Below are 18,256 nucleotides of genomic sequence, written 5' to 3' on the forward strand. Positions count from 1 at the left end.
ACACTCGCTTCCTCCATGACCGCCCCGCTGCTGCAACCGATCCACGAAGACGCCCATCTGCTGGTGCTCGAGAAGCCCGCCGGCCTGCTCTGCGTTCCTGGCCGCGGCGAGGACAAGCAGGACTGCCTGAGCGCCCGCGCGATGCGCCAATGGCCCGATGCGCTGATCGTGCACCGGCTCGACATGGCGACCAGCGGCCTCGTGGTGATGGCGCGCGGCCTCGAGATGCAGCGCGCGCTGAGCACTGCCTTCGCCGACCGGCAGGTGCACAAGCGCTACGAAGCCATCGTCGATGGCGCGATGGCCATGCGCAAAGACTGGTCGGTCATCGATGCGCCCTTGATGGCCGACTGGCCGCGCAGGCCCCTGCAGAAGACCGATCCGGAGGGCAAGCCGAGCCTCACGCGCTGGCGTGCGCTCGCGTCATCGGTGCAGGGAGAGTTCAGCGCGACCCACGTGCTGCTCGAACCGGAGACCGGTCGCTCACACCAGCTGCGCGTGCACCTGCTGTCGATCGGTCATCCGATCCTCGGCGATGCGCTGTATGGCGATGCTGCAGTGCAGGCGCGTGCGCCGCGCCTTCTGCTGCATGCGAGCGAGCTGGCCTTCGTGCATCCGGCGACGCAGCAGGCCCTTCGCTTCGAAAGCGGGTCGGGCTTTTGGCTCAGCCGCCCTTGACCACGAGCACCGGCATGGTCGCGTCTTGCAGCACGCGCTGCGTGACGCTGCCCAGCAGCAGTTTCTCGATGCCGCTGCGGCCGTGCGAGCCCATCACGATCAGGTCGGCCGCGATGGCGATGGCCGTGTCGACGATGCCTTCGTGCACCACGTGGCCGTCGATCACGCGCTGGTCGCTGTGCAGGCCTTCGGCTGCGAGGGCCGCAACGCCGCGTGCGAGCGCCGCGTTCGCGCTGGTGGTGGCGGCGGCCAGGTATTCGTTCTGGCCGAGCGCATAGTCCGCGCCCACGCCGATGAAGGGATAGTTGTCGATCACGTGGATCAGTGTGATGCGGCTCCCGAAAGCCAGTGCGAGGCCGCTGGCCTTGCTGACGGCGAGCATGGAGGTTTCAGAACCGTCGATGGGAACCAGGATGTGATTGAACATGGCGGACCTCGCTTTCGTTCGCAGACAGACACGGCTCGAAGTCGAACCGGGTCCCGAATTTAACCGCTACACCGTCGGGCGGCTGTAGGACTCGGGCCAGCGGCATCCAAACTGCCGCCAACGGGCGTGATCGCGCCGCTTCAGTCGCCCTGGAAACCCTGCGACCGGCAGGTGATCACGAGCGTATCGCGCCAGCCTCCGCCGCCCTCTTCGAGTGGCTGGATGGGCGTGGATTCGTGGATGACGCGTGCATCGTCGAGCACGAGCAGCGTCCAGGGTTCGGTCATGGTGAAGCGCTCGCCGCGCCGGCCGTTGGCCTCGAACACGCGCGTCTCACCGCCCTTGATGCCTTGGCGGCCGACCAGCGCCACAGCCACCAGATCGACGCCGTCGCGGTGCGCGCCCTCGGGTGTCGGGCGGCCGATGCCGCCTGCGGTGTCGATGCGGAACTGGTGCGCCTCGACGAACCATTTCTGCGGTGCACCGCGCATGCCGCTCGCGGCCGTGCCAAGGCGCTGCAGCAGACGCTGCCACACCGGTTGCACGATGGTCTCGGCGAGCATCGGCGCGAACCAGCGCTGCATGCCGCCGTGCAGCGCGTTGTATTCGACCGGCTGCCAGTGCGCGCGATGCGGCACCTGCTCGAGCACCGCGTCGTCACCTGCCTCGACGGTGAAGCAGGCATGGCGGCGCGTGCGGTAGCGGCCGCCGTCTTTCAGGTACTCGTCGGGCGGAAGGTCGTTCCAGTCCGCGTGCAGTGCTTCGAGTTGCGAGAGCGGTGCGCCGAGCCAGTCGCTGACGCCCTGCGGACTCAACACCGCGTAGCCCTGTTCGCGCAGCGCGGCGGGCAGTTCGGCGGGATCGATGAAGGGCGGCGTGAAGGCGGCAGTGGTCACGCAGCGACCTTCACGTCCTTCCAGAACGCGACGCGGTCGCGAATTTCCTCGGCTTCGGGCTTCGGGTCGGCGTAGTACCAGGCGGCGTCGGTGTGGAGTTCGCCATCGACCAGCAGCGAGTAGTAGCTCGCGGTGCCCTTCCAGGGGCAGGTGGTCTTGTGGTTGCTGAAGGTGACGTGATCGCGATTGAGCGAACTCATCGGGAAATAGTGGTTGCCTTCGACGAGCACGGTGTCGTCGCTTTCGGCGATGGTGACGCCGTTCCAGGTTGCTTTCATTTGTCTTGGTCTCCAGGGGGAGGGGTGGCGGGGGCGCTGGCCGTTGCGGTGGCCTGGTCGCTGGGCGCACGGGGCTTGGGTATTGTGCCGTTGCTTGGCGCAGCCGCTTTTTCGTTGGCTGTATGAACCCTATTTGGATGTTTGCTTTCTGAGGCCGGGTCTCGGCCCGGCGGCCGACCTACTTTTCTTTGCTTCGCCAAAGAAATGTAGGCAAAAGAAAGGCGACCCTGCTGTCTGCGTCCCTACGCTTCGCTTCGGGCAACCTGCGGTGCTCACGTTTCGCGGGGTCTCGCCCAAACTCGCTGCGCTCAGACAAGGGCGAGCCCTTATCCGCGAAACGCTCCGCTCCTCGGCGCATACAGAAGGGCTTGGGGACCGACGCGCCATCGCTGCGCTCGGCGCTCAACACAATTCGGGCCTTCGCGTTGCTCGGCTTGCTCCCTCTCCCCTCGGGGAGAGGGGTGGGGTGAGGGTCAGCGGCGTAGCTATCGAGCGCTCCGCCTGCCCCCATCCCAGCCTTCCCCCAGCGGGGGAAGGAGCAATTCCGGCGCCGAGCGAAGCAAAGGCCCGTGTGGTCTCCACCCCCTCTGGCTGCGCCGAGGAGCGCAGCGTTTCGCGGATCAGGGCTCGCCGCTGTCTGAGCGCAGCGAGTTCGGCGAGACCCCGCGAAACGCGAGCACCGCAGGTTGCCCCGTAGCAACGCGAAGGGGTCGCAGACAGTGGGGTCGCCTTTCTTTTGCCTACTTTTCTTTGGCGAAGCAAAGAAAAGTAGGTCGCCCGCCGGGGCGAGGCCCGGCCTCGAAAAACAAACTAAGCAGCCAGCCAGTGCACGCTAAAGAGCTTTTCAGGATCCGTCCAAACCGCCCCAGGCCGAAACCCAGCCCGCACGGCAAGAGCACGAAGCCCATCCACAGTGAACTTGTGCGAGTACTCCGTGTGAATGGTCTCTCCCTCAGCGAACCCAAACCGTTCCCCGTTCAGAGAAACGCTCTGGTCCTTACGGCTCACCAGATGCATCTCGATCCGCTGCCGAGGCGCGTTGTAGAACGCCGCATGCGCAAACCCATCCAGATCGAAGTCCGCATCCAACTCGGTATTCGCACGCCGCAGCAGATTCAGATTGAACTCCGCAGTCACCCCTTGCGCATCGTTGTAAGCCGCATGCAACCGCCCCGGCTCCTTCACCAGATCAACACCAAGCAGCAGCCCCCCGCCCCGCAACATCCGAGCCGCAAGCTGCAGGAAAGCCAGCGCTTCGTCAGGCTCGAAATTGCCGATCGTCGACCCCGGAAAGAACCCCACGCGCCGCCCCGCACCAGCCACAGGTGCAGGCAACACCAGAGGCATCGTGTAGTCCGCAGCAATGGGCTGCACGACAAGCGCCGGATAGTCCGCCTTCAACCGCTCCGCAGCCGCCTCGAGGTGCTCCCCCGAGATGTCGATCGGCAGATAGCGCTTCGGCGTTTCGAGCGCATCGAGCAGCAGCCGCACCTTCGTGAGCGACCCCGCACCGAACTCCACGATCTCCGCATTCGGCCCGATCTGCCCGGCGATCTCGCCTGCACATTCGCCGAGGATGCGCAGCTCCGTGCGCGTCGGGTAGTACTCGGGCAGTTCGCAGATGCGGTCGAACAGCTGCGAGCCTGCCACGTCGTAAAAAAACTTGGGCGAGATGCTGCGCGGCGTGCGCGCCAGCCCCGCCTGCATCTCCCGTCCGAATTCGGACAACGGCACGACAGGCGCCGGTGAACGTTGTTGTTGTTGCGGCTGCGAGGTCTTCGAAGCAACGAACGAAGACAGCGACGAAGAAGAAGTTGGATTGCGCATGATCAAAGGTCTTTCGCGAGCCGCAGCCCCGTGAACTGCCAGCGCGCGGCCGGCGGAAAGAAGTTGCGATAACTGGGCCGCGCATGCCCGGCCGGCGTGGCCACGCTGCCACCGCGCAACACCAGTTGTCCCACCATGAACTTGCCGTTGTATTCGGCCGCGATGCCGGGCATCGGGCGAAAGCCGGGATACGGGTCGTACGAAGAACGCGTCCACTGCCACACGTGGCCGGTCATCTGCGTTATGCCGGGTGCGTCGAACGCGGCCTCCCATTCGAACTCGGTCGGCAGCCGCGCCCCGGCCCACTCGGCATACGCGGCGGCTTCATAGAAACTCAGTTGCGACACCGGCGCATCGGCCTCCATCGGCCGCACGCCGTGCAGGCCGAACACATGCCATTCGGCCGTGCCTTGCTGCTGCGTCCCAAGGTTCAGCCGCGGATCGTCGGCTGCGAGCCAGTACGCCGGATGCCGCCAGCCCTGCGCCTGCACAGCCGCCCATCCATCGGACAGCCACAGCTCGGCGCGCTGGTAACCGCCATCGGCAATGAACTGCGCATAGTCGCCGCAATTCACCAGCCGGTCGGCAATCGCATACGGCTGCAGCAACGCCTTGTGGCGCGGCGTCTCGTTGTCGAAAGAAAAGTCCTGCCCCGCATGTCCCACTTCGGCGATGCCGCCGTGCTGCGGGATCCAGCGCACCGCGGGCGGCACGGCGGCCAGTCGCAACGCGGGCCCGCTCGCCGGCTTGTACGCAGGCAACAACGGATTGCACGAAAGCGCATGCAGGATGTCGGTGAGCAGCAGCTCCTGGTGCTGTTGTTCGTGGTTCAGCCCGAGCGTGACGATGGGTTCGATTGCCCCCCAATCCTGCTCGTCAACGCCGCCTTCGAGCAGCGCGAGCACCGCCTCGTCCACATGCCGCCGGTACGCATGCACCTCGTCAACCGAAGGCCGGGTGAGCAGCCCGCGATGCGGCCGCGGATGCCGCGGCCCGAGCGCTTCGTAATACGAGTTGAAGAGGTAATGGAATCGCGGATCGAAGGGCCGGTAGCCCCCGGCATGCGGTTGCAACAGAACCGTCTCGAAGAACCACGTCGTGTGCGCCAGGTGCCACTTCGTCGGACTCGCATCGGGCATCGACTGGATGCACTGGTCTTCGGCGGAAAGCGGAGCGGCAAGTGCCAAGGTCGTGGCGCGCACGTCGCGGAATCTGTCGCGCAGTGCGCTCGCCGCCTGTGTGATCGGCCGGGAAAGCGTCATGGGATCTCCAGTCGGGTCAGCTGCAAGTTTTAGCCCATCCGGGTCGGCGCAGTCCGTAGGACAAAACGCCGCAGGGCCGCCGCCGGAAAGTCGACGGGCAGCCACTGTGGCACAAGATGGCGGGGTGTGCAGGGCGGCTGCGTATCATCCGTTCGATGCAAACGAACACCTCCCAGGCAAGGCCCAAGGTTGTCATCGTCGGCTGCGGATTCGGCGGACTCGAGGCGGCCCGCAAGCTGCAGCGCGCCGACGTCGATGTCACCGTGATCGACAAGACCAACCACCACCTGTTCCAGCCCCTGCTCTACCAGGTGGCGACCGCCGGGCTCGCCGCGCCCTCCATCGCGGCCCCGGTGCGCGCGCTGTTCAGGAAGCAACCCAACATCACCACGCTGCTCGGCGAAGTGAGCGCCATCGATCCCGTCGGCCGCAGCGTGCAGCTGGCCAGCGGCGCCAGCGTGCCCTACGACCACCTGATCGTCGCCGCCGGCGCCACGCACAGCTATTTCGGCCACGACGAATGGGCGCCCGTGGCGCCGGGCCTGAAGACGCTGGCCGATGCCTTCGAGATCCGCCGCCGCGTGCTGCTGTCGTTCGAAACCGCCGAGACCACCACCGACCCCGCGCTACGCCGCGCGCTGCTCACCTTCGTGGTGATCGGCGCCGGCCCGACCGGCGTGGAGATGGCCGGCACGCTGGCAGAGATCGCCAAGCACACGCTCTCGGGCGAGTTCCGCCACATCGACCCGAGCAGCTCGCAGGTGCTGCTCGTGGAAGGCGGCCCGCGCGTGCTGCAGGCCATGCCCGAGAGCCTGAGCCAGAAGGCGCTCGAGCAGCTGGAAAAACTGGGCGTCGAAGTGCGCCTGAATGCGCGCGTCACCGCCATCGACAGCCGCGGGCTCGAAGTGCAGACGGGCGGCGGCGCGGATGGCGCAGCAGTCGACAGCTACCGAATCGATAGCAGCTGCGTGGTCTGGGCCGCGGGGGTCGCGGCCTCGCCGCTGGGCCGCATGCTGGGCGCGGCCACCGGTGTCGAATGCGACCGTGCGGGCCGCATCAAGGTCGAGCCCGACCTGAGCCTGGCGGGCCACCCCGAAATCAGCGTGGTGGGCGACCTTGCGGCCGCCATGAGCCATGCGCCCGGCAAGCCGCCCAAGCCGGTGCCCGGCGTGTCGCCCGGCGCCAAGCAGATGGGCCGCGCCGCGGCGTCGAACATCCTGCGCCGCATCGCCGGTCAGCCGACCGTGCCGTTCCGCTATGCGGACTACGGCAACCTCGCGACCATCGGCCGCAACTCGGCGGTGGTGGACCTGGGCACGCCCTTCGGCCCGCTGCGTTTCAGCGGCCGGCTCGCGTGGCTGTTCTGGCTGTTCGCGCACGCGTATTTCCTCATCGGGTTCCGCAACCGCATCGTCGTGATGATGGACTGGGCTGGTGCGTACTGGAGCTTCCAGCGCAATGCGCGCGTGGTGGCGGACGTGCAGGGCAAGAGCGAGTCCTGAACCCGAAACCGAAACCATGTCGCTGATCTGGTGGGTCGCCATTCATGCGCTCGAAGCGCTGTTCCTGCTCTGGGTTCTTCGCTGGGGTGGCGCGGAACGGCTCGAGGGCACCTTCGCCTCGGGTCTCATCAGCAGCTTTGCGCCGCGCTGGAGCGCCGACGGGCTGCGGATGGCGGCGCTGATCCTGCTGGTGTTCTGCGCCATCACCTTCGTCGTGGGCCTTTTCATGCCCTCGCTGCGCTGCTGGGTTGGCGGTGCCTGCTGAGCACCGCCTAGCCACCCGGTGGGCGCCTAGAAAAGGCCCTCGCCCCAGCGTGTTTTGCCCCAACGTGATTCGCGGTGGCGCTGGTTCTTGCGCCAGTCCCACGGTGGTTCCGGCTTCGAATCCGCCCACAGGCCCAGGTGCTCTGCGCGCGCCCGGTCCTGCAGCCTGAACAATCCGCCGCCGCGCTTCGTCGCGATCTTGTCGTAGTCGTACACCCAGGCCCAGCCGCCCGACACCATGCGGCTGCCGGCGTCCTCGCCGTTGCACGACACGTCGGCCACGGTGCGGCCGTAGCGGTCGGTGTCGCGTTCGGTGATGACGGCCTTCTCGGCGTAGCAGAGGCGGCTCAGCGCCTGCCGGCTGCGCTGGCCGTAGGGCTGCTTTTTTTCAGGCGCGTCGATGGCGGCGATGCGCACCTTGACCTGTTCATAGGCGCCGATGCGGCCGCAGCGTGCGGTGAGCGTGTCGCCGTCGGTCACGCCGACGATGAGGCAGTTGCGGGGTGCGGCTGGCGCCAGCAGTGGAAGGAAGAAGAGAACGAGAAGAAGAGACGAGCGAAAGCGCATGCAGGAATGGAACGGACGCGTTGCGAGGAGAAAGATCGGCGAGCGAAGATTCTCGACGCGAAGCGCCCGCGCCATCCGGCCGAATCATTTGTTTTCGTCTTCCTGCAACAGGCGCCACATCACCTTGCCGCTGCCGCTCTTGGGCAGCACATCCACGAACTGCACCTTGCGCGGGATCTTGTAGACCGCCATGTTCTCGCGGCACCAGTCGATGATCTCCTGCTCGGTGGTGTCCTTGTGCGTGGCGCGCAGCACCACCACCGCCTTGACCGATTCGCCGCGGTATTCGTCCTTGGTCGAGATGACGCAGGCCTCCTGGATCGCGGGGTGGCGGAACATCAGCAGTTCGACCTCGGCCGGCCACACCTTGAAGCCGCTCGCGTTGATCATGCGTTTGAGGCGGTCGGTGATGAAGAAGTAGCCGTCCTCGTCCATGCGGCCCATGTCGCCCGAGCGGAAGAAGCGCTTGCCCTCGAACTCGACGAAGGCGGAGGCCGTGGCGTCGGGGCGCTTCCAGTAGCCCTGGAACACCTCGGGGCCATGGATGATGATCTCGCCCGATTCGCCGATGGGCAGCTCGGCCAGCGTGTCGGGATCGACCACGCGTGCGTCGGTGCTCATGAACGGAATGCCCAGGCACTGCTGCTTGGGGTTGTCCGAGGGGTTGGTGTGCGAAGGCGCGGCGGTCTCGGTGAGGCCGTAGCCCTCCTGGTATTTCAGGCCGTACTGCTCGAGCAGGCGTTGTGCCACGGCCTGCGGCATGGCCGCGCCGCCGCCGCCGATGTAGCTCATGCTCGACAGGTCGTAGCTCGCGAAGTTGGGGCTGGCCATGAGGTCGATGACCATGGTCGGGATGTTGGTCCAGCTCGTGACCTTCCAGCGCGAGATGAGCCGGCCGGCCACGTCGCGGTCCCAGCGCGGCATGATGACCAGCGTGGCCGCCGCAAGGATGGCGGTGTGCATCATGCTCACCACGCCGGTGATGTGGAACATGGGCACCACCGCCAGCACCACCGCTTCGGAGGTGGCCTGGCTCCAGAGCTGGCCCGACACGGCGTTGTGCATCAGGCTCGAATGGTGGTGCACGCAACCCTTGGGCAGGCCGGTGGTGCCGCTGGTGTAGGGCAGTAGCGCCATGTCGTTGGCGCCCACCACATGCGCGGGTGCCGGGTGGCCGGCCTCGAGCGCATCGGTCCAGGCCATCACCTGGCCGCCGGCGAGCGCGGGCAGCGGGTGGCGGGTGGTGAGCCAGGCGGTCCATGCGGGCGCCGGTGCATCGTCGCCGGTCACGCTGGCGTCGAATGCGTCGGTGAACTGGGTCACGATGATGTGCGCGAGCTGCTGTGCGGCCGGCAGCGCGTCGCTGGCCTTGGCCAGCTCGCCCGCAAGGTCGCCGGTGGTGATCGCCACCTTGGCGTCGGGGTCGACGATGTAGTGCTTGAGCTCCTCGGCCCGGTTCATCGGGTTGACCGGCACCACCACCGCATTGGCACGCAGGATCGCGAAATGCGCCACCACGAGCTGCGGGCAGTTCTGCATGTTCAGCACCACGCGGTCCCCGCGCTGCACGCCCAGCGCATGCAGCGTGCCCGCCAGCCGCTCGATCTGGTCGGCGAGCTCGCCGTAGCTCATCACGCGCCCGAAGAACACGAGCGCGGCCTTGTCGGGGTAGCGGGCGGCGGAGGTCGCGAGGTTGTGCCAGAGCGAGGTGGCGGGGACGGTGATCGAATGCGGGAGGCGTTTGGGCCAGAACTTGTGATGCGGGCGTTGTTGCATGGTGAGAGCGGATGAAACGACAGCCCGCAGCCTAAGCCGCCCCGGCCGCGCCTCCCATCGGGGAAGCCCCCGGAGCGTCACATTGGCGACGCCCTTTTTTCTCACACTCGCCACTTGTCGCAGATGCGCCGTGCGACTACAGACACGGCCGGCTTTCCGCGCGAACCTGTCCCTCCCCTCCACCCATCACCCCACCGAAGGACCACCATGGCAGCAGACAAGCACGCAAGCGTTCACTGGGAAGGCGCCGGCAAGACCGGCAAGGGCCAGATCAGCACCGAGACCGGCGCCCTGAAGGACTACCCCTACGGCTTCGCGAGCCGCTTCGAGGACGACAAGCGCGGCACCAACCCCGAGGAGATCGTCGGCGCGGCCCATGCGGCCTGCTTCACGATGGCCTTTGCCTTCGCGCTGGAAGCAGCGGGCCTGGCCGCGACGCGCATCGACACCAAGGCGGCCGTGCGGCTGGCCAAGGACGGTGCCGGTTTCAAGATCGACCGCATCCAGCTCGAACTGGACGCGGCCGTGCCCAACCTCGACGAAGCGAAGTTCCAGGAAATCGCGGCCGCCGCCAAGGCCGGCTGCCCGCTGTCGAAGGCGCTCGCGAGCGTGCCCGAGATCACGCTGAAGGCCACGCTGGCCAGCTGAGCGGCGCTGCTTATGATCGTCTCCACAACAAGGAGACGGATCATGAACAAGCCCACCCGGACCGCATTGGCGGTCCTTTCTTTCGCGCTCGGCGCATTCGGCACCACGGCGGCCATCGCCGCCTATCCCGACAAGCCAATCAAGATCGTCATCGGCTTCCCGGCCGGAGGCCCGCTCGACCAGCACGCGCGCCTGCTCACCGACAAGCTGCAGGCCGTGCTGGGCCAGCCGCTGATCGTCGACTACAAGCCCGGTGCGGGCGGTTCCGTAGGCGCGGACGCGGTCGCCAAGAGCCCGGCGGACGGCTACACGCTGATGCTCGCCAACACCGGCGTGGCGGTGATCAATGGCGCGCTCTACAGCAAGCTGCCCTACAACACGCAGCGCGACTTCGTGCCGATCGCGCGCACGGCCATGCAGCCGCTGGCCTTGCTGGTCACGCCCAAGCTGCCCGTGCAGAACTTGAAGCAGTTCATCGACTACGCCAAGGCGCGGCCCGGTCAGGTCAACTACGGCTCGGCGGGCAACGGCGGCATCAGCCACCTCGTGCCCGAGATGTTCAAGACCGCGACCGGCATCTTCATGGTCCACATCCCCTACCGCGGCAGCGCGCCGGCCTTCACCGATTTGATGGGCGGGCAGGTGCAGTTCATGGCCGAGTCGATTCCGCAGGCCGCCAACTATCACAAGCAGGGCAAGGTGCGTGCGCTGGCCGTGACCAGCCGCGAGCGCAACCCCGCGCTGCCCGACGTGCCGACGGTCATCGAATCGGGCGTCAAGGGCTTCGAGGTGGTCGGCTTCTACGGCTTCCTTGCGCCGAAGGACACGCCCAAGGACGTGGTCGCCAAGCTGAGCGAGGCCTTCAAGCAGGTGCTGACCAGCCCCGAGGTGCGCGATCGCATGGTGAGCCAGGGCGCTGACCCGGCCTATCTGGGCAGCGAGGACTTCGCGCGTTTCCTCGCGACGGAAGCGCCGCGGTGGGACAAGGCGGTGAAGGCCTCGGGCGCGCGGATGGACTGAGCGCCGGCCGCGTTCAGCGCGGTGTGGGCGCGTGCCGCTCCAGCTGCTCGCGGCGCAGGAGTTCGATGCTGCGGTAGCGCACGCGCAGCGTGCCGTCTTCCTCCCAGAGCTTCAGCTGCCGGTTCACGCTCTGGCGCGACACGCCGAGCATGAACGACAGGTCTTCCTGCGACACGCCCAGCATCGTGCTGCCGCTTGCATCGCCCGGCACGGCGGCGCGCGCATCCAGCGTCAGCAGCCGGTGCGCGAGCCGCACGGGCAGCGGCATCAGGATCACGTCGTCGATCCACGCCAGCGCCTGGCGTAACCGCAAACAGACCAGCCGGGTGAAGGCCATGTGCACATCGGGTTGGTCGGCGATCAGCCGGTGGAAGTCCGCCGCGGCCACCACGGCCATCTCGGTGACGTCGACCGCGAAGGTGTCGTAGACGCGCTCGCGCCCCACGAGCAGCGACACCTCGCCGAACCAGTGCCCCGGTTCGAGCATCGCGATCACCGCCTCGCGCCCGCCCGGCGCGACCACGCTCACGCGCAGCGACCCGCTCACCACGCCGAACAGCGCATCGGGCGACGAGCCCTTGTGGAACAGCGATTCGCCGCGCGCCAGGGTGCGCCGGTGTGCGACCGCGAGCAGGCGCTCCTGCACGTCCTCGGCCAGCCGCATGTCGTTGCCCTGCGGCGGTGACGGTGTCGCCTGGGCTTTGGCAGCGCGGGATGAAGGAGTGCGTGGCATCGCGGGTTTGCCCGGGGTGGCGAATGCCAACAACGGACAGTCTTGGTGCATGGGGGTGCCGATAGTACGCAGCGAGCCCGGGTCACCGCAATTGCAGCAACCCGATGTCGCCTGTCACATGGAGCACACCCCGATGAACACCCAGACCGAACGATGCGAACTTCAAGCCCGCCGCGAGCGCCTCGTGCTCGACCATTTCGCCGACGAGACGCGGCAGGACTTCGACGCGGTGCTTGGAACCTTCCCGCATCCGCACTACGAGCTGATTCCGAGCGGCGAGGTGCACGACGGCAACGACGACGTGCGCCAGTACTACGCTGAAACGCGCCGCGCCTTCCCCGACCAGCGCCACGAGATCATCCAGCTGCGGCACGCCGACGATTCGGTGATCGTCGAGTTCTGGCTGCTGGGCACGCACCGCGGCCCGCTCAAGGGCATTCCGCCGACGGGCAACGCCTTCCGCTGCCGCATGAACGCCTTCTTCATCTTCGAGGGCGACACGCTGGTCTGCGAGCGCGTGTACTTCGACACGCTGACGATGCTGCGGCAGCTGCTGGTCGGCGTGCCGCCGGAGATGGTCGGCACGCTGGTGAGCGGACTGCTCGGCCAGCCGGCGGCAACGCCCAAGGTTGAGGCCGCCGTCGCATGACCACCGCGCGGCCGCTCGAAGGCCGCCACGCCGTCGTGACGGGCGGTGCGCGCGGCATCGGCCTCGCCATTGCGCAGCGCTGCATGGCGAGCGGTGCGAGCGTGGCGTTGTGGGATGTGGAAGCTGCGGCGCTGGCCGATGCAGTGCGGCAACTCGCCCCGTTGGGCACCGTGACTTCGGCCCTCGTCGACGTGCGCGACGAAGACCAGATCGCGCGCGCGGCTTCGCAGTCGCAGGAGAACTTCGGCGGCATCGACATCCTCGTCAACAACGCGGGCGTGCTCGGGCCGACGGTTTCTGCGTGGGAACACACGCCTGCGCAATGGCGCAACGTGCTCGACATCAACCTCACGGGCGCATGGCTGTGTTGCCGCGCGATCGTGCCGGTGATGCTGGCAAGGCAGCGCGGTCGCATCGTCAACATCGCCTCGGTGGCAGGCAAGGAAGGCAACGGCTTCAACGCAGCGTACTCGGCCTCGAAGGCGGGGTTGATTTCGCTGACCAAGTCGCTGGGCAAGGAGCTCGCGTTGTCCGGTGTGCTGGTGAACTGCATCACGCCGTCGGCGGCGGACACGGCGGTGTTCGCGGATGTTCCGGCCGAGCATCGCGAACAACTGCGAAGCGCCCTGCTGGCGCGTGTGCCTATGGGGCGCTTCGTCGAGGTGGATGAAGTGGCTGCGATGGCTGCGTGGCTGGCTTCGGACGACTGCTCTTTCAGTACGGGGGCTGTGTTCGATATCTCGGGTGGGCGGTCCATGTATTGAACCCCTTCAGGGCGTGTACGCAGGGCACCGGGTACTCCCCTCCGCGAATGTCCCCCGGGCTTCGCCCTCCTCCTTGATTTCGCTGCGGGGAGCACCCGATGCCCTGCGCACACCAGGCGCTGTCGTTGTGCCGAACGATCGACGGCCGTGCATCGAATCGAAAGACAAGTCCTTATTTCCAGGAGACGAACATGATCCGAGACCCTGACCCCACCGGCTTCGCGCAGCTGGCGCACTTCGACGGCGCGCGCAGCGCCGCGATGCCGCAAGACCGCCTGCGCGTCATCCGCCGTGGTGCCGAAGCATTGCGCGAAGAACTGCTCGATGCGCCGCCGGTGCGCTTTGCGCGCAGCTTCAACCTGTTGCGCATTCCGTATCCCGCGTGGTTCGCCTTCACCGGCGTGTATTCGCAGCAGTTGCTCAAGCCGCACATGGTCCACCTGCTGGCGCGCACCGTGCTGATTCAGTACGACGACTTCGAAGGCCGGCTGCGCACGCTGCTCTTCACGCCGGCCGACTTCGAGGCGGGCAATGAAACGCCCTACTTCAAGCGGCTGAGCGAGCAGACGCCGAAGTTCCTGCACAAGACCATCGCCCCGGTCTACCAGACGGTGCCGCAGGCGCTGGCGAGCTGCGGCGTGGCACCTGAACAGATCGACTACATCACCTACGACCACCTGCACACGCAGGACGTGCGGCGCTGGCTGGGCAACGCGGATGCGCCGGGCCTGTTGCCGAACGCGAAGCTGCTCGTCCACCGGCAGGAACTCGCGAATGTGCAGGGACTGCTGCCGGTGCAGGCCGAGTGGTACTGCCCGCATGGGATCGATGGCGTGCCGGCCGAACGCGTCGTCGCTTTCGACGGCAGCATCCAGTTGGGCCGCGGGCTTGCGCTGGTGCACACGCCGGGGCACACCGAAGGGAACCACTCGCTGGTCTATCGCACCGCCGACGGCCTGCGGGTGAGCAGCGAAAACGGCGTGGCGGCCGACAGCTGGGCGCCGCTGCAGTCGCGCCACAACGGCATCCGCCGCTACGCGCAGGCGACGGGCGCGGAGGTGATCCTCAACGGCAACACGCAGGAGAGCAGCAACGACCAGTACCTGTCGATGGTGCTGGAGAAAACGCTCGCGGGCACCTCGTCGTCGCATGGGTTCAGCAACGTCGTGCCGTCGAGCGAATGCTCTCCGCACTGGCTCTTTCCGGGCGCACCGACGAGTCACCTCTGGGGCGAGACGAGCTTCGGCGCGCTGGCCCGGCCCTGAGAAAAAAGAAGGAGACACCCGATGAACACCGCCACCCTCGATGCCACCGATGCGCGCACGCCCGCCTCGGCCGATGCGCGCGACGACGCCGCGCTTTTCCGCAAGATCACCTGGCGGCTGATGCCGCTGCTGTGCGCCTGCTATGTGCTGAACTACCTGGACCGCACCAACGTCGGCTATGCGCAGTTGCAGATGAAGGACCAGCTGGGCTTCAGCGATGCGGTGTTCGGCCTGGGGGCCGGCATCTTCTTCATCGGCTATGCGGTGTTCGAGATTCCGAGCAACCTGATGCTCGCGAAGATCGGCGTGCGTGCAACGCTGCTGCGCATCATGGGCCTGTGGGGCCTGGCCTCGGCGGCCATGATGTTCGCGACGACGCCGACGCAGTTCTATGTGCTGCGCTTTCTGATCGGCGTGTTCGAGGCGGGCTTCGCGCCCGGCGTGCTGTTCTACCTGACGCTCTGGTTTCCCTCGCACCGCCGCGCGCAGGCAACCGCGCTGTTCTTCATGGCCTTCGGCGCGGCGCCGATCGTCGCGGGGCCCATCGCCGGGCTCACGATGACCTACCTCGACGGCGTGCTCTCGCTGCGTGGCTGGCAGTGGCTGTTTTTGCTCGAAGGGCTGCCGAGCGTGATGCTGGGCATTGCGGCCTTCCGCTGGCTCTCGAACAGCCCTGCGCAGGCCCCCTGGCTCACCGCCACCGAGAAACAACGCGTGGCGCGCCTGCTGGCCGAGGACCAGGCCGCGCACGGAGCCGCCGAGCGGCATACCTTCGGCGCGGCCATGCGTGACGGGCGAGTGTGGCTGATCGGCTTCATGTCGTTCCTGATCATCCTGGGCATCTATGCGCTGTCGTTCTGGCAGCCGACCATCCTGAAGTCGATGGGGCTCAGCGTGCTGCAGATCGGCTTCTATTCGGTCATTCCGGCGGTCGCGGGCATCGCGGCCAACATCGTGGTCGGGCGGCATTCCGACCGCATGAAGGAACGGCGCTGGCACTTCGCACTTGGTGCGCTCGTGGGTGCAGCGGGCCTCGCGCTGACCACGCTCTTCATGCAGAGCCCGTTCGCGGCCGTCCTGTGCCTGGCGCTGGCGTCGATGGGCATCTCGAGCGCGTTCACCGTGCTCTGGGCGATTCCGGGCAACTTCATGTCCAGGAGCGCCGCGGCCGCGGGCATCGCGCTCATCAGCACCATCGGCGGCAGCGCGGGGCTGGTCGCGCCGATGATGGTCGGCGCGCTCAAGACGCTGACGGGTGGCTTCACGGCCAGCCTTTACGTGCTGGGCGGGGCGCTAGTCCTGTCGGCGCTTCTGATGTTGCTGGCTCTGCCCGCGAGCGCGCTGGCCAGGCGATAGCCCGCTCGCGCCGCACCATGGGCGCACGGCACCGATCCATTTCGGTGCACAGATCTTGCATACCAGTTGGCACAAAAGCTGCTGGTATGCAGGCGAATGTCTACCTCCGCATCCGAAATCAGTGCACGCATCGTCGAAGCGGTGATGGCGCAGAAGCTCGCGCCGGGTTCGCGCCTGGGCGAGCAGCAGCTGGCCATGCTCTTCGACTGCAGCCGCACCATCGTGCGCGAAGCCCTCACCCGGCTGGCGGCGCGCGGCATCGTCACCGTGAGCGCGCGGCGCGGCTGGTTCGTGATCGAGCCCTCGCAGGAAGAAGCGCGCGAAGCCTTCGAGGCGCGGCGCGTCATCGAGCTGGGCCTCATCCGCAGCGCAGGCACCACCGGCAAGCTCGACAAGACGGCCCTGCGCCAACTGAAGGCGCACCTCCAGCGTGAAAAGGGCGCACTGAAAGAGAGCGACGTCGGCAACCGCAGCTTCCTGCTCGGCGACTTCCATGTGTGCCTGGCCGAGTGCCTGGGCAACACGCTGCTCGCAGACACGCTGCGCGACTTCACCGCGCGCACCACGCTGATCGCCATGCTCTACCAGAGCACGCACGACGCGGTGCAGTCCTGCGAAGACCACGTGCAGATCATCGCGGCGCTCGAGCGTGGCGACCACGCCGCCGCCGAGGCGCTGATGGCCGCGCACATAGGCACCGTGCAGTCGGCACTGCGCGTGCAGGCGCCGACCGATCCGCTGGCGCAGCTGCGCGATGCGCTGGCGCCGCTGCAGAACACGGCCTCGGCCAAACCCAGGCGCCGCAAGCCTGCGCCCTCCCCCGACGACACCGATTCATCGACTTACCTAGGAGCCCTGCTATGAACTTCTCTGCATCCAAACGCCACTTCGCTCTTGCCATCACCTCCCTCGCCATGCTGGCCGCGGCCGGTGGCGCACATGCCCAGAACGCCCTGGACAACGTGCTCAAGGCCAAGACCATCAAGATCGCCGTGCCGACCGACTACCCGCCCTACGGTTCGGTCGACAAGAACATGAAGCCGCAGGGCCTCGACGTCGAAATGGCCGAGCTCATCGCCGCCAAGCTCGGCGTGAAGGTCGAGCTGGTGCCCGTCACCAGCGCCAACCGCATTCCGTATCTGCAGACGCGCAAGGCCGACCTCGTGATCTCCACGCTCGGCAAGAACCCCGAGCGCGAGAAGGTGATCGATTTCTCGTCGGCCTACGCGCCCTTCTTCCAGGCCGTGTACGCCGCCAAGAGCATGAAGCTCACCAACTTCTCCGAGATGGCCGGCAAGACCGTCGCCGTGACGCGCGGCGCCATGGAAGACCAGGAGCTGAACAAGGTGGCGCCGGCGAACGTCGACTACCGCCGCTTCGAGGACAACAACGCGACGATCGCAGCCTTCGTGGCCGGCCAGACGCAAACCCTCGCGACCAGCGCTGCAGTGGCCGGCGACATGCTCGCCAAGAATCCGAAGGTCAGCGCCGAGTTCAAGCTGCTGCTCAAAGACAGCCCCTGCTTCGTGGGCGTCGCCAAGGGCGAAACCGCCTTGAAGGCCAAGGTCAACGAAATCATTGCCGCCGCCAAGAAGGACGGCACGCTGGACGCCATGTCGAAGAAGTGGCTCGGCAAGGCAGCCGGCGACCTTCCGGTCTGATCGAACCACGCGGCCATGAACATCGAGTTTGACTTTGGCGCGGTGCTCGCCGAATGGCCGCTGCTGCTGCGCGGCGTGGCGTGGACCGTCGGCCTCACCGCCATCGGCACCGTGCTCGGCATGATCGTGGGCACGCTGTGCGCGTGGGCGCGTTCGGGCGGACCCGCGTGGCTGCGCGCCATCGTGGGCACCTATGTGGAGCTGATCCGCAACACGCCCTTCATCGTGCAGCTGTTCTTCATCTTCTTCGGACTGCCGGCGGCGGGCGTGAAGCTCTCGCCCGAGGTGGCGTCGGTGATCGCGATGGTGATGAACCTGGGCGCGTACTCCACGGAGATCATTCGTGCCGGCATCGAGGCCACGCCCAAGGGGCAGATCGAAGCCGCCGTGAGCCTGGCGCTCAGCAAGTCGCAGGTGTTCCTGCGCGTGGTGCTGCCGCCCGCGCTCAAGAAGGTGTGGCCCTCGATGGTGAGCCAGATCATCATCGTGATGCTGGGCTCGGCGGTGTGCGGCCAGATCTCGACCGAGGAGCTGAGCTACGCGGCCAACCTGATCCAGAGCCGCAACTTCCGCGCGTTCGAGGCCTTCATCATCGCCACGCTGATTTATCTCGCGCTGTCGGTGGCGCTGCGGCGTTTGCTCAATTGGGCAGGGCCGAAGTTCTTCTTCGGCCGTTGAACGCA

Annotated in this window: 20 protein-coding genes; 12 read left to right on the forward strand and 8 right to left on the reverse strand. The window is 67.0% G+C overall.

Annotated features, from left to right (window positions below; all coding sequences use genetic code 11):
- Positions 1-15 precede the first annotated feature (15 nt).
- Positions 16-678, forward strand: coding sequence for an RluA family pseudouridine synthase (locus tag M2282_RS04675; protein ID WP_280807598.1), 663 nt, complete (start codon positions 16-18; stop codon positions 676-678).
- Here the strand turns inward: M2282_RS04675 and M2282_RS04680 are convergent.
- From M2282_RS04680 to egtB, 5 genes are all read right to left on the reverse strand, one after another.
- The gene (locus M2282_RS04680; protein ID WP_042581677.1) at positions 665-1,105 is read right to left on the reverse strand and encodes a universal stress protein; all 441 of its coding nucleotides are present in this window, start codon (positions 1,103-1,105) and stop codon (positions 665-667) included. The two genes, M2282_RS04675 and M2282_RS04680, sit on opposite strands and share 14 nt — an antisense overlap.
- 140 nt (positions 1,106-1,245) lie before the next feature.
- Positions 1,246-2,001, reverse strand: coding sequence for a 2OG-Fe dioxygenase family protein (locus M2282_RS04685; protein ID WP_280807599.1), 756 nt, complete (start codon positions 1,999-2,001; stop codon positions 1,246-1,248).
- Entirely contained in the window at positions 1,998-2,279 is a 282-nt protein-coding gene (locus M2282_RS04690; RefSeq protein WP_280807600.1) for a DUF427 domain-containing protein, read from the reverse strand. The genes M2282_RS04685 and M2282_RS04690 overlap by 4 nt, the downstream gene beginning before the upstream one ends.
- Positions 2,280-3,089: 810 nt before the next feature.
- Positions 3,090-4,106, reverse strand: coding sequence for an L-histidine N(alpha)-methyltransferase (gene egtD / locus M2282_RS04695; RefSeq protein ID WP_280807601.1), 1,017 nt, complete (start codon positions 4,104-4,106; stop codon positions 3,090-3,092).
- 2 nt (positions 4,107-4,108) lie between these two features.
- Positions 4,109-5,368, reverse strand: a complete 1,260-nt coding sequence (gene egtB, locus M2282_RS04700) for an ergothioneine biosynthesis protein EgtB (RefSeq protein WP_280807602.1) — start codon at positions 5,366-5,368, stop codon at positions 4,109-4,111.
- A 155-nt stretch (positions 5,369-5,523) separates the two neighbouring features.
- On the opposite strand from egtB, the gene M2282_RS04705 reads away from it, so the two are divergent.
- Both M2282_RS04705 and M2282_RS04710 read left to right on the forward strand, forming a co-directional pair.
- The gene (locus M2282_RS04705; protein WP_280807603.1) at positions 5,524-6,870 is read left to right on the forward strand and encodes an NAD(P)/FAD-dependent oxidoreductase; all 1,347 of its coding nucleotides are present in this window, start codon (positions 5,524-5,526) and stop codon (positions 6,868-6,870) included.
- A 16-nt stretch (positions 6,871-6,886) separates the two neighbouring features.
- Positions 6,887-7,135 (forward strand): hypothetical protein, encoded by a 249-nt coding sequence (locus tag M2282_RS04710; RefSeq protein ID WP_280807604.1) that lies wholly within the window; start codon positions 6,887-6,889, stop codon positions 7,133-7,135.
- A 26-nt stretch (positions 7,136-7,161) separates the two neighbouring features.
- Here the strand turns inward: M2282_RS04710 and M2282_RS04715 are convergent, their stop codons facing one another.
- Positions 7,162-7,701 (reverse strand): thermonuclease family protein, encoded by a 540-nt coding sequence (locus tag M2282_RS04715; RefSeq protein WP_280807605.1) that lies wholly within the window; start codon positions 7,699-7,701, stop codon positions 7,162-7,164.
- 84 nt (positions 7,702-7,785) lie between these two features.
- Positions 7,786-9,477 carry a long-chain fatty acid--CoA ligase gene (locus tag M2282_RS04720; RefSeq protein ID WP_280807606.1) on the reverse strand — a complete coding sequence of 564 codons (1,692 nt, stop codon included), beginning with the start codon at positions 9,475-9,477 and terminating at the stop codon, positions 7,786-7,788.
- Positions 9,478-9,684: 207 nt separating this feature from the next.
- Here M2282_RS04720 and M2282_RS04725 point away from each other — a divergent pair, with 207 nt between their 5' ends.
- Positions 9,685-10,125, forward strand: a complete 441-nt coding sequence (locus tag M2282_RS04725) for an OsmC family protein (RefSeq protein ID WP_206174559.1) — start codon at positions 9,685-9,687, stop codon at positions 10,123-10,125.
- A gap of 42 nt (positions 10,126-10,167) precedes the next feature.
- Positions 10,168-11,145 (forward strand): Bug family tripartite tricarboxylate transporter substrate binding protein, encoded by a 978-nt coding sequence (locus M2282_RS04730; RefSeq protein WP_280807607.1) that lies wholly within the window; start codon positions 10,168-10,170, stop codon positions 11,143-11,145.
- Between the two features lie 13 nt (positions 11,146-11,158).
- Here M2282_RS04730 and M2282_RS04735 read toward each other — a convergent pair whose 3' ends face one another.
- Positions 11,159-11,878: a Crp/Fnr family transcriptional regulator gene (locus M2282_RS04735; RefSeq protein WP_280807608.1), complete on the reverse strand. Its 720-nt coding sequence runs from the start codon at positions 11,876-11,878 to the stop codon at positions 11,159-11,161.
- Positions 11,879-12,011: 133 nt separating this feature from the next.
- On the opposite strand from M2282_RS04735, the gene M2282_RS04740 reads away from it, so the two are divergent.
- From M2282_RS04740 to M2282_RS04770, 7 genes are all read left to right on the forward strand, one after another.
- Positions 12,012-12,527, forward strand: coding sequence for an ester cyclase (locus M2282_RS04740; RefSeq protein ID WP_280807609.1), 516 nt, complete (start codon positions 12,012-12,014; stop codon positions 12,525-12,527).
- On the forward strand, positions 12,524-13,291 hold the full coding sequence (locus M2282_RS04745) for an SDR family NAD(P)-dependent oxidoreductase (protein WP_280807610.1): 768 nt from the start codon (positions 12,524-12,526) through the stop codon (positions 13,289-13,291). The genes M2282_RS04740 and M2282_RS04745 overlap by 4 nt, the downstream gene beginning before the upstream one ends.
- Positions 13,292-13,482: 191 nt before the next feature.
- The gene (locus M2282_RS04750) at positions 13,483-14,556 is read left to right on the forward strand and encodes a hypothetical protein (RefSeq protein ID WP_280807611.1); all 1,074 of its coding nucleotides are present in this window, start codon (positions 13,483-13,485) and stop codon (positions 14,554-14,556) included.
- Between the two features lie 21 nt (positions 14,557-14,577).
- Entirely contained in the window at positions 14,578-15,912 is a 1,335-nt protein-coding gene (locus M2282_RS04755) for an MFS transporter (protein WP_280807612.1), read from the forward strand.
- A 96-nt stretch (positions 15,913-16,008) separates the two neighbouring features.
- A complete protein-coding gene (locus M2282_RS04760) occupies positions 16,009-16,776 on the forward strand; it encodes a GntR family transcriptional regulator (RefSeq protein WP_280807613.1) in 768 nt (255 codons plus the stop codon).
- Positions 16,773-17,573 carry a transporter substrate-binding domain-containing protein gene (locus M2282_RS04765; protein ID WP_280807614.1) on the forward strand — a complete coding sequence of 267 codons (801 nt, stop codon included), beginning with the start codon at positions 16,773-16,775 and terminating at the stop codon, positions 17,571-17,573. Before M2282_RS04760 ends, M2282_RS04765 begins: the two co-directional genes overlap by 4 nt.
- A gap of 15 nt (positions 17,574-17,588) precedes the next feature.
- The gene (locus tag M2282_RS04770; protein WP_013542617.1) at positions 17,589-18,251 is read left to right on the forward strand and encodes an amino acid ABC transporter permease; all 663 of its coding nucleotides are present in this window, start codon (positions 17,589-17,591) and stop codon (positions 18,249-18,251) included.
- Positions 18,252-18,256: the final 5 nt, after the last annotated feature.

The organism is Variovorax boronicumulans (assembly GCF_029892485.1).
GTDB lineage: Bacteria > Pseudomonadota > Gammaproteobacteria > Burkholderiales > Burkholderiaceae_C > Variovorax > Variovorax boronicumulans_B.

Excerpts from the sequence above, each read along its gene's own strand:
- M2282_RS04740 (WP_280807609.1), top strand. The coding sequence starts at position 12,012 with ATGAACACCCAGACCGAACGATGCGAACTTCAAGCCCGCCGCGAGCGC.
- M2282_RS04735 (WP_280807608.1), bottom strand. The coding sequence starts at position 11,878 with ATGCCACGCACTCCTTCATCCCGCGCTGCCAAAGCCCAGGCGACACCG.
- M2282_RS04755 (WP_280807612.1), top strand. The coding sequence starts at position 14,578 with ATGAACACCGCCACCCTCGATGCCACCGATGCGCGCACGCCCGCCTCG.
- M2282_RS04720 (WP_280807606.1), bottom strand. The coding sequence starts at position 9,477 with ATGCAACAACGCCCGCATCACAAGTTCTGGCCCAAACGCCTCCCGCAT.
- M2282_RS04725 (WP_206174559.1), top strand. The coding sequence starts at position 9,685 with ATGGCAGCAGACAAGCACGCAAGCGTTCACTGGGAAGGCGCCGGCAAG.
- M2282_RS04675 (WP_280807598.1), top strand. The coding sequence starts at position 16 with ATGACCGCCCCGCTGCTGCAACCGATCCACGAAGACGCCCATCTGCTG.
- M2282_RS04710 (WP_280807604.1), top strand. The coding sequence starts at position 6,887 with ATGTCGCTGATCTGGTGGGTCGCCATTCATGCGCTCGAAGCGCTGTTC.
- M2282_RS04690 (WP_280807600.1), bottom strand. The coding sequence starts at position 2,279 with ATGAAAGCAACCTGGAACGGCGTCACCATCGCCGAAAGCGACGACACC.
- egtB (WP_280807602.1), bottom strand. The coding sequence starts at position 5,368 with ATGACGCTTTCCCGGCCGATCACACAGGCGGCGAGCGCACTGCGCGAC.
- egtD (WP_280807601.1), bottom strand. The coding sequence starts at position 4,106 with ATGCGCAATCCAACTTCTTCTTCGTCGCTGTCTTCGTTCGTTGCTTCG.
- M2282_RS04730 (WP_280807607.1), top strand. The coding sequence starts at position 10,168 with ATGAACAAGCCCACCCGGACCGCATTGGCGGTCCTTTCTTTCGCGCTC.
- M2282_RS04715 (WP_280807605.1), bottom strand. The coding sequence starts at position 7,701 with ATGCGCTTTCGCTCGTCTCTTCTTCTCGTTCTCTTCTTCCTTCCACTG.
- M2282_RS04750 (WP_280807611.1), top strand. The coding sequence starts at position 13,483 with ATGATCCGAGACCCTGACCCCACCGGCTTCGCGCAGCTGGCGCACTTC.
- M2282_RS04770 (WP_013542617.1), top strand. The coding sequence starts at position 17,589 with ATGAACATCGAGTTTGACTTTGGCGCGGTGCTCGCCGAATGGCCGCTG.
- M2282_RS04705 (WP_280807603.1), top strand. The coding sequence starts at position 5,524 with ATGCAAACGAACACCTCCCAGGCAAGGCCCAAGGTTGTCATCGTCGGC.
- M2282_RS04760 (WP_280807613.1), top strand. The coding sequence starts at position 16,009 with ATGTCTACCTCCGCATCCGAAATCAGTGCACGCATCGTCGAAGCGGTG.
- M2282_RS04680 (WP_042581677.1), bottom strand. The coding sequence starts at position 1,105 with ATGTTCAATCACATCCTGGTTCCCATCGACGGTTCTGAAACCTCCATG.
- M2282_RS04765 (WP_280807614.1), top strand. The coding sequence starts at position 16,773 with ATGAACTTCTCTGCATCCAAACGCCACTTCGCTCTTGCCATCACCTCC.
- M2282_RS04745 (WP_280807610.1), top strand. The coding sequence starts at position 12,524 with ATGACCACCGCGCGGCCGCTCGAAGGCCGCCACGCCGTCGTGACGGGC.